Annotated in this window: 6 protein-coding genes and 2 tRNA genes; all 8 read left to right on the top strand. The window is 70.9% G+C overall.

What is annotated here, in order from left to right; translation table 11 throughout:
* Positions 1 to 388 (top strand): dienelactone hydrolase family protein (locus CCN39_RS15630; protein ID WP_208630239.1); only part of this gene is annotated, 388 nt, incomplete at its 5' end.
* Positions 389 to 473: 85 nt separating this feature from the next.
* Positions 474 to 2,453 carry an acetoacetate--CoA ligase gene (locus CCN39_RS15635; protein WP_086842671.1) on the top strand — a complete coding sequence of 660 codons (1,980 nt, stop codon included), beginning with the start codon at positions 474 to 476 and terminating at the stop codon, positions 2,451 to 2,453.
* A 37-nt stretch (positions 2,454 to 2,490) separates the two neighbouring features.
* On the top strand, positions 2,491 to 4,206 hold the full coding sequence (locus tag CCN39_RS15640; RefSeq protein ID WP_086842673.1) for a phosphatidylglycerol lysyltransferase domain-containing protein: 1,716 nt from the start codon (positions 2,491 to 2,493) through the stop codon (positions 4,204 to 4,206).
* A 65-nt stretch (positions 4,207 to 4,271) separates the two neighbouring features.
* Positions 4,272 to 4,361: transfer RNA gene (locus CCN39_RS15645), tRNA-Ser, on the top strand.
* A 41-nt stretch (positions 4,362 to 4,402) separates the two neighbouring features.
* Positions 4,403 to 4,476 (top strand) — tRNA-Arg (locus CCN39_RS15650).
* Between the two features lie 308 nt (positions 4,477 to 4,784).
* Entirely contained in the window at positions 4,785 to 5,906 is a 1,122-nt protein-coding gene (locus CCN39_RS15655; protein ID WP_244210803.1) for a hypothetical protein, read from the top strand.
* Positions 5,907 to 6,003: 97 nt separating this feature from the next.
* Positions 6,004 to 6,990, top strand: a complete 987-nt coding sequence (locus tag CCN39_RS15660; protein ID WP_143264049.1) for an ArsR/SmtB family transcription factor — start codon at positions 6,004 to 6,006, stop codon at positions 6,988 to 6,990.
* A 224-nt stretch (positions 6,991 to 7,214) separates the two neighbouring features.
* Positions 7,215 to 7,460: cellulose binding domain-containing protein (locus CCN39_RS15665; RefSeq protein ID WP_208630240.1), on the top strand; the 246-nt coding region annotated here is incomplete at its 3' end.

Consider the following 7,460-nt stretch of genomic DNA (forward strand, 5'->3'; position numbering starts at 1 on the left):
CCTCGCCTGGCTGGTCGAGCGGGGCGTGCAGGCCGACCTGCTCGGCGTGATGGGTTTCGACCTCGGCGGCACCGCGGCCCTCGTCGTCGCGTCGCACCGCCGGCTCGGTGCCGCGGTCAGCGTCGGCGGGCAGCAGGCCGCCGAACTGCCCGCGCTGGTCGAAATCGCCGGGCGGCTCACCAGCCCCTGGCTCGGCATGTACGGCGACGCCGGCGACGAGGCGGGCAGCGCCGACGTGGAGCGCCTGCGCGACGCCGCCGCGTCGGCGAAGGTCGCCACGAACGTCGTCCACTACCCGGGCGCGAACCACCGCTTCGACGCCGACCCGGGCGCGGCGGCGGAGGCCTGGCAGCGCACGCTCAGCTGGTTCGACGCGCACCTGCGTTAAGTGTGGGTGGCACACATTCTTCACCCGGTTCCCGTGTCGGTTCCGACCACAGTGATTTCCGGATCCGAGGGATTAGGCTCGGAGCGTGACGCACACCGCCGACGCCCCCGAAGTGCTCTGGCGCCCCGAGCCGGGCCACGTTGCCGACACCAAGATCGAAGCCTTCCGCCGGTGGCTGCGCGCCGAGCGCGGCGTCGAGGTGGACGACTACCGCGCGCTGTGGGAGTTCTCCGTCGAGCGCGGCCCGGACTTCTGGGCGGCGGTCGCGGACTTCCTCGGCGTCCGCTGGCACGACCAGCCGGGCGAGGTGCTCTCGGGCGGGATGCCGGACGCCGTCTGGTTCGAGGGCGGCACCCTGAACTACGCCGAGCACGCGCTCACCCCCGGCGTCGCGGGCGCCGCGAAGGGTGACGACGAGACGGCGGTGATCTTCCACCGTGAAGACGGCTTCGCGAGCCACCTGACGTACGGCCGGCTTCGCGCGGAGGTCGCCGCGGCTCGGGCCGCGTTCCTCGAACTCGGCGTGGGCAAGGGCGACCGGGTCGTCGCACTGGCGCCGAACTGCCCGCAGACGCTGGTCGCCTTCCTCGCCGCCGCGAGCATCGGGGCGATCTGGTCGTCGTGCTCGCCGGACTTCGGCGTCCGCGCGGTCGCGGACCGGTTCGTGCAGATCGAGCCGAAGGTGCTCTTCGCGGTCAACGCCTACGCGTACAACGGCCGCCAGTTCGACATCCGGACGACGATCGCCGACCTCCAGGCGCAGCTGCCGTCGCTGGCCGCGACCGTGCTCGTCGAGTACGTCGGCGAAGGCCGGATGGACGGCGCCCTCGACTGGGACGAGCTGCTCGTGAAGCACGAAGGCGCGCCGCTGCTGTTCGAGCCGGTCGAGTTCGCGCACCCGCTGTGGGTGCTCTACTCCTCCGGCACCACCGGCCTGCCGAAGGGCATCGTGCACGGCCACGGCGGCATCACGCTGGAGCACCTCAAGGCCCTCGCCCTGCAGACCGACCTCGGGCCCGGCGACCGGTTCTTCTGGTTCAGCACCACCGGCTGGATGATGTGGAACTTCCTCATCTCCGGCCTGCTCGTCGGCACGACGATCGTGCTCTACGACGGCAGCCCCGGCTTCCCGGACCTGAACGCGCTCTGGCACCTGGCCGAGCAGCACCGCGTCACCTACTTCGGGACGTCGGCGCCGTTCATCCAGAGCTGCCTCAAGGCCGGCCTCAAGCCCGCCGAGCGCTACGACCTGACCGGGCTGCGTGCGCTGGGCTCCACCGGCGCGCCGCTGAGCGTCGAAGGCTTCCGGTGGATCGTGAACGAGGTCGGGAAGGACGTCCAGATCTGCTCGGTCTCCGGCGGCACCGACCTGTGCGCGGCGTTCGTCGCGGCGGCGCCCGACGTCCCGGTCTGGCTCGGCGAGCTGTCCTGCCCGGCGCTCGGTGCCGCGGTCAACGCCTTCGACGAAGCGGGCAACGCCGTCGTCGAGGAGGTCGGCGAGCTCGTCATCACCCAGCCGATGCCGTCGATGCCGGTGTTCTTCTGGAACGACCCCGACGGCTCGCGGCTGCGGGAGGCGTACTTCGAGATGTACCCCGGGCTGTGGCGCCACGGGGACTGGATCCGCATCACGAACCGCGGCTCCGCGGTGATCTACGGCCGCAGCGACTCGACGCTCAACCGCGGCGGCGTCCGGATGGGCACGGCGGAGTTCTACCGGGTCGTCGAGGGCTACGACGAAATCGCGGATTCCCTGGTCGTGGACACCTCGGCGGCCGGGAACGAGGACGGCCAGCTGATCTGTTTCGTGGTGCTCGCGGGCGGCGTCGCGCTCGAAGACGTCGAACCGCGCCTGCGCAAGGAGCTTCGTAGCGCGCTGTCACCGCGCCATGTACCCGATCGGTTCGTCGTGGTTTCCGAGATTCCTCGTACCTTGAACGGTAAGAAGTGTGAGGTACCGGTGAAGAAGATCCTCGCCGGTGTGGCTCCCGACCGGGCCGTCAGCCGCGACGCGCTGGCCAACCCGGCGGCGCTGGCGCCGTTCGTGGAGCTCGCCGGGGGGTAGATGGGGGAAGCATGATCATCCACGGCGGGTTGTACGGGTGGTGACGGGGACACGCGCGCAGATCACCTGGAAGGTGGCAGGGGCCACCACTGTCGGGGTGATCACCTGGGTGACCCGGCTGGCGGGCCTGATGACCCTGGGCTCGATCCTGATCCCGGCCGGGCGGCGCAGCCTGCGCGGGCACCTGGCCGAATGGCTGGAGCTGCCGCAGGAGGCCACCGTCGCCGCGGCGACCGTGGCGCTGGTCATGGGCGTGCTGCTGGTGATGCTGGCCGCGGGGCTCCGGCGCCGCAAGCGCCGCGCCTGGCAGCTGGCGGTCGGGGCGACGGTGCTGCTCACGATGTCGCACCTCGGGCTCAAGCACGTCTTCGGCGCGGGCCTGGTGTCGGTGCTGCTGCTGGTGGGCCTGATCGCCAACCGGCGCTACTTCGTCGCGAAGCCGGACCCGGTGGTCGGGCGCTGGCGGGCGGTCCGCGTCTTCGTGCAGCTGGCACTGGCCGGGTTCGTGATCAACGTCATCCTGCTCTCCGTGGCGCCGCGGGTGGCCCTGGAGCCGATGGGCTTCGGCGACCGGCTCGCGGAGTCCGCGCTCGCCCTGGTCGCCGCCAGCGGGCCCGCGGTGTTCCACCAGATGTGGCTGGAGGACCTCACCGCCGCCGTCGGCCTGCTGTTCGGCCTCGCCGCGGTCCTGGTGTCGGCGTACTTCCTGCTGCGCTCGGCGGAGCCGGCCCCGCGGCTGACCGACGAGGAGGTCGCGCGGCTGCGCCGGCTCCTGGACGAGCACGGCGACCGTGACTCCCTCGGCTACTTCGCGCTGCGGCGGGACAAGTTCGCGGTGTTCTCGAAGACGGGCAAGGCCGCGGTCACCTACCGCGTGATCGCCGGGGTCGCGCTGTGCTCGGCCGACCCGCTGGGCGACCACGAGGCCTGGCCGGGCGCGATCGAGGAGTACCTGGAGGTCTGCCGGAGCAACGGCTGGGTCCCGGCGGCGATGGGCGTCTCGGAACTCGGCGCGACGGTCTGGGCCCGCTTCGGCCTGGAGGTCCTGGAGATCGGCGACGAAGCGGTCGTGGACGCAGCGGGCTTCACCTTGGACGGCCGCACTATGCGTGGCGTCCGCCAGGCGGCGGCCCGCACCAAGCGCGCGGGCTACAAGGTGCTGGTGCGCCGGGCCGAGGACCTGCGCCCCGGCGAGCTGGCCGAACTGGAGGTCTTGGCGGCCACCTGGCGCGGAACGGACACCGAGCGCGGCTTCTCGATGGCACTGGGCCGCATGGGCGACCCGCGATCGGTCCTGGTGACGGCCGAGCAGGGCGGCCGCGTCCGCGGCGTGCTCCAGTTCGTGCCGTGGGGCAAGACGGGCCTCTCGCTGGACGTGATGCGCCGCGACCGCACGGCCGACAACGGCGTCAACGAGCTGATGATCTCGGAACTCCTGCTGGCGGCGGCCCGGCACGGCGTCACCCAGGTCTCCCTGAACTTCGCGGCGTTCCGCGCGCTGATGGAGCAGGGCCAGCGCATCGGCGCGGGCCCGGTGGCCAAGACGGCGGCGAAGGTCCTGCACTTCTTCTCGCGCTGGATCCAGATCGAGACGCTGTACCGCTTCAACGCGAAGTTCCAGCCGCGCTGGGTACCCCGCTACTTGGTGTACCCGGGAGTGCGCGAACTCCCGCGAGTCGGCATCGCAACGTTCGAGGCCGAGGGCCTGGGCGGCCGCTCTCCGCGCCTGCTCAGGCTGCTGCGGAGGGCGTAAGGGGGGTGCTGTTCTGGGGTGATCCAGGGGTGTGTAACCTATCTGAGCAGTGGTCGTTGGGCCCAGGAGGCTTCGCCTAGTCTGGTCTATGGCGCCGCACTGCTAATGCGGTTGGGGGTAACCCCCCCTCCCGGGTTCAAATCCCGGAGCCTCCGCTGGTACTCGGTTCGCCGGGTGCTAGGTTACAACTGAACACGCGCCCGTAGCTCAGCTGGATAGAGCATCTGACTACGGATCAGAAGGTCAGGGGTTCGAATCCCTTCGGGCGCACGTCTGGTTGAGACAGTAAAAGCAACAGGCCCAGTTCCTCCCTCGGGAGAAACTGGGCCTGTTGTCATTTTCCGGCTCGTGGGGCGCTTCGACGGGCAGTGATCCGTGCCCTCGCGGGCCTGCCGGTCCCGTGCTCGTCACCGGTAGTGTCTGATCGGACACAGTCCGAAAGCCGGTGCCCTGTGGAAGAACACGCCGAATCCCAGCCGGAACAGACAGCGAAACGCCCCGCCCGTACTCCGGACGGCGCGCCGGCCCACTCGCTTCTGGGTTGGCAGCGGCTTGCCGGGAACCAGGCCGTGCTCGCGATGCTCGGGCGGGCCGAGCCGGTGGTGCCCGTGCAACGGCTGATGGTGCGCATGCCCAATCCCTATGAGCAAGGCGTGCACAACATGGTGGGCAACGCCGAAGTCGACGAGATCGAAGAGTCGCTGATCGCCAAGGGGGCCGCCGGTGCGTGCGGAAAGCACGACTGGGATGCCTCGTGGGTCTTTCCTTCGGCGCCCACCACCGAAGCTTCGGTCTTCTACGGCCACGGCAACCGGGAACAGCTGGGCGGACTCAACCCGGGCCAATTCGGCGACGAAGTCTCCAAGAACCCGCGGCAGCTGAAGAAGGACACGGCGTTCAAGTTCGTGGCCTGCGGTGGCGGGAGAAGCCGGGCGGCCGCCGGCGCGGCCTACGGCGCCGAAGTGGCCGGCTACCTCCGAGACTGTGAGACCGCTGTTCCGGGCGAGGACTGGAGCGGAGCACTGAAAGCGACCGAGGGGCTGGTCTACTACACGAACACCTACAAGACCGTCCTGCCGGAAATCCCCGCGGCCATCGACAAGCTGCTGGCGAAGCGGACCGCCGCCGCCGAGTCGCGCGCGCGGAAGGCCGTGACCGCACTGGTCAAGGACAAGCTCACCGCGGTCGGTGCGGCCCAGCGGGCCGCGGACTTCACCGAGTTCAGGGATGCGGTGGCGACGCTCTACGAGGGCGAAACCGATTTGGCGGACCGGGCGGCGCGCGTGCGGGCGATCGGTGTCCCGGCCGGCGGGCTGTCACTCACGTGGCTGGGAAAGAAGCTGAACAGCGCCATGGACACCATGTTCGGCGGCGATGTCGGCTGGCTCGACCTGCAGTGGGCGTTCAAGGCGGAGTTGTCGCCCGGCAACTGCCTCCGCAAGGTGTGGAAGGCCTTCGACAGCGTGGAGAACGACATGCAGGCGGAGGCCAAGGAGATCTGGGCGGAGTTCCGGGACAGGCTCCAGCGCGAGGCCGCGGTCCCGTCGCGTGCCGACCGCCCCGCAGCCAAGGTCGGCACGTTCGACCCCTCGGCCGCGGCGAGCCCGGACGAGCGGTTCGCGAAGTGGCAGAACTTCGGGGACGTGCTGTGGGCCGAGTGGAAGGCGAGGCGGGTGCCGGGCGGCGGGACGGAAACCTGAGCCCGGCGGTTGCTCCTACCGGCTGACGCACGTACTTGGCCGCCCCCTTCGCCGCACTTGTCCGTGGGAAGTGTGCTTCCAGGTCCGGGGGGACGACGTGCCGCAGTTGCGCATCCACTTCACCGACGCCGATCTGGCGCGCACGCGGCTGAAGCTGGACACCGATCTGATGTGGGAGGTCGTCGGCAGCGTTCAGGCCCTGCAGTACTCCGGTGGCGGCCTGTCCTTCGGCTCCTGGCGGCGGCGCGTGCGCGAGTGCGTCGGCGAGGACGGCTGTCTGCGGGCGGCCGTGCAGTCGCTGGTGACGGTCGCGCCCCACGCCGACTACTTCCCGGACTTCCTGACGCCGCCCGCCGAAGTGGCCGACATCGAGTGCGGCACCGAACTGGTCCTGGCGACACCGCGGCGTCGGCTGTGCGCCGAGGTTCGCCGGCTGCGGCCGGCCGACGGGGCGGCCGCGACGTGGCTCGAGCAGCTGGCCCGCGGGAAGGTGGCCGCCCTGCTGCACCTGCGGCGGGCGCTGCTCGTCTACTTCCGGTCGCTGATCGAGCCGCACCTCGGGGAGGTCGAACGCGCCCTGCGGATCGAGTGCGCCGGCGGGATCCAGCGGTACGTGCACGCCGGGCCCGAAGGACTGCTCCGGTGGCTCGGGCCGGCCACCTGCTGGCGGCCGCCGGTGCTCGCCGTCGACTACCCGATCGATCGCGACCTCTTCCTCGAAGGCCGGGGGCTGGTGCTGATCCCCAGCTACTTCGGCGTCCACCACCCGGTGGCGCTGGCGGATCCCCGGCTGCGCCCGGTGCTCGTCGTCCCGATCCACGCCGGTGCCCGGCTGCTGGCCGCCCGGCGCGGCGGGGACCAGGTGAGCGCGCTGCTGGGCCCCACCCGGGCCACGATCCTCCGCTCGGCCGTCACCGGCGGCACCACCACCCGGCTGGCGCGGCAGGCCGGCGTCGCCCCGGCGACCGTCAGCCACCACACCACCGTCCTGCGGGACGCCGGCCTGATCACCACCGACCGGCACGAAAACCTGGCCACGCACCACATCACGCCGCTGGGGCTCGCGGTCCTCGGAAGCGGTTAGCCGGTGCCCACCGGCCGGCGCGCTCCGGGTGCGCTGCGTAACCGGTCTGGACCAGTACGGCGGCCGTACCGAGGACTGGTCTTGACCACTGGCCACGCTCCGTGGTGACGCTTCCCCTATTGGTCTGGACCACGTAACGTTTGCGCAAACGGCGCAAAACACCGCCCTGGTCCCCGCCGGCGGTGTCGGTGTCCGCCGTCCCGCACCTGGCTCAAGGGAGAGCGATGTCCAGAAAGAGATGGCACCTCCTCGGTCTTTTCACCGCGGTCGGCGCGATCGCGGTCGGTCTCGTCACCGTGCCGGCGAGCGCCGCCGGTGGCGTCGGCGCCGCCTTCACCAAGGGCTCCGACTGGGGCACCGGGTACGAGGGCAAGTACACGATCAGCAACGGCTCGGGCGCGACGTTGCCGAGCTGGACCGTCGAGTTCGATCTGCCGAGCGGCGCGAAGATCTCGTCGCTGTGGGACGGC

The sequence above is a fragment of the Amycolatopsis kentuckyensis genome, from assembly GCF_002155975.1.
GTDB lineage: Bacteria > Actinomycetota > Actinomycetes > Mycobacteriales > Pseudonocardiaceae > Amycolatopsis > Amycolatopsis kentuckyensis.

Excerpts from the sequence above, each read along its gene's own strand:
- CCN39_RS15655 (WP_244210803.1), top strand. The coding sequence starts at position 4,785 with ATGCTCGGGCGGGCCGAGCCGGTGGTGCCCGTGCAACGGCTGATGGTG.